This window comes from Mitsuaria sp. TWR114 (assembly GCF_007997345.1).
This window is the reverse complement of the sequence record NZ_VOSR01000932.1, coordinates 1-2,105: the sequence shown is the minus strand read 5'-3', so window position 1 is coordinate 2,105 and position 2,105 is coordinate 1. Positions and strand designations below refer to the sequence as shown.

General features: G+C 73.2%; 1 protein-coding gene and 2 pseudogenes. All 3 read left to right on the top strand.

What is annotated here, in order from left to right; all coding sequences use genetic code 11:
• A pseudogene (locus tag FUT87_RS29475) lies at nt 1-183 on the top strand (hypothetical protein); the annotation flags it as partial.
• A 187-nt stretch (nt 184-370) separates the two neighbouring features.
• Nucleotides 371-922: pseudogene (locus FUT87_RS31870) on the top strand (class I SAM-dependent methyltransferase); the annotation flags it as partial.
• 295 nt (nt 923-1,217) lie between these two features.
• Nucleotides 1,218-2,105: VTT domain-containing protein (locus FUT87_RS26005; RefSeq protein WP_255512044.1), on the top strand; the 888-nt coding region annotated here is incomplete at its 3' end.

Genomic DNA, 2,105 nt, shown 5'->3' with positions numbered 1-2,105 from the left:
CCCGCCCCCGCGCCCGTGACGGCAGCGGCGGCGAACGCGGTCATCCGTGTCGTGGCCGCCACGGCGACCCCGGCGAGACGGGGCGCGCCGGCGCCCGAGTTGCTGGTGGTGCCGACGAAACCGGCCTCTCGCAAGATCGCCGAGCCGGTCCTCGCCGGTGACGACGACTGGACGAGCTTCTGACCGGCGAGCCCGCCCTCGCGCGGCGCGAGCCAGAGTGATCGCGGCCGGCTCTGCGACCTCCCAGGCGAGCGCGACCATGCTCGGCGCGGGCTGCAGCCCGCGAGCTGCAGCCCGCGAGTTGCAGCCCCGCAGGCACCGGCCCGCGAGCCGTTAGCGCCTCGGGACTTTCCTGTCCCGAAAGCAAAGGATGTTGTCGGCGGCCGGGCGTGACTATGCTGCCCGCACCGCCGCGGTGCCTGCCGCCAAGGAGACGCCCATGCCGGCCGCCCATTCCGCCAGTCCGCTGGTTCGCATCGATTACCCCCACATCGCCCGGCGCGAGATGCTGGCCTTCCTGCCGCCGGACTGCCTGCGGGTGCTGGACGTCGGCTGCAACACCGGCGCGTTCGGCGAGGCGGTCAAGACGGCGCGCCCCGGCACCGAGGTCTGGGGCGTGGAGCCCGACGCCGGCGCCGCCGAGCGCGCCGGCCAGCACCTGGACCGCGTGCTGCAAGGTTATTTCGACCCGACGCTACCGCTGCCCGAGGCGCACTTCCACGCCATCGTCTTCAACGACGTGCTCGAGCACATGCCCGATCCCTGGGCCGCGCTGAACCACGCCGCGCCGCTGCTGGCGCCCGGCGGCGTGGTGCTGGCCTCGCTGCCCAACCTGCTGCACCTGGACACGATCTGGCCGCTGCTGCACGACCGCGACTTCCGCTACGAGCGCTGCGGCGTCCGCGACCGCACCCACCTGCGCTTCTTCACTCGCACCAGCGCGATGAGGATGTTCGACGAGTGCGGCTACGAGGTGCTCAGCGTGCAGGGCATTAACGAGCAGTGGTACACGCCGTCGATCAAGCGGCGGCTCGCCTTCCGGCTGTTCGGGCGGCAGCTGGAGGAGACGAAGTACGTGCAGTTCGCCTTCGTCGCCGGCCGGCGCCGCAGCGGCTGGCGTCCTGAGCCGGCGGGGCGCGCGGCGTTCGCGCCATCGCCCAATCGCCCAATCGCCCCACCGCCGACCGGAGTCCTCGCCAGCCGCGACAATGCGCCGCATGCGCGCCCTGATCGATCTGCTGATCCAGCACGACTTCCTGCTCGTCTTCCTCGTGACGCTGGCCGCGCGCATCGGCGCGCCGTTGCCGGCGGCGCCGCTGCTGGTGGTGGCCGGGGGGCTGGCGGCGGCGGGGCGGCTGTCGGCGCTATCGCTGGTCGTGGCCGCGGTGCTGGCCAACGTGCTGGGCGACGCGATCTGGTTCATCGCCGGGCGCACCCATGGCCACCGCGTGCTGCGGCTGCTGTGCCGCGTCTCGCTGTCGCCGGACGTCTGCGTGCGCCAGAGCGAGAGCCTGATCGCGCGCTGGGGCGGCAGCTCGCTGCTGGCGGCCAAGTTCCTGCCCGGCATCTCGGTGGTCGCCGCGCCGATGGCCGGCGCTCTGGGCATGGGCTGGCGGCGCTTCGTCGCCTACGACGCCGTCGCCGGCCTGGTGTGGACGCTGTGTTTCCTCGGCCTGGGCCTGGTCTTCAGCGACCAGATCCAGGACGTGCTGGACGCGCTGTCCAACGCCGGCCTGCTGGCGCTGGCGGCGCTCGGCGCGGTGCTGTTGCTGCTGGTGGGCAACCGCTGGCGCCGTCGCCGCCAGATGGCGCGGCTGCAGGGCGAGGTCGAACGCATCAGCGTCGAGGACGCCGCCGCGCTGGTCGACCAGGACATGGCGCCGCTGTTCATCGACGTGCGCAGCGACCCCGGTCGCGCCGCCGATCCGCGCACGCTGCCCGGCGCGCTCAACATCCCGCTGACGCGCCTGCCCGACTACGCCGACCAGCTGCCCCACGACCGCCTGCTGGTCTTGTACTGCAACTGCCCGAACGAGATCTCCGCGGTGCAGGGCGCCCACGAGCTGCTCCAGCGCGGCCATGCGCGGGTGCTGGCGCTGGACGGC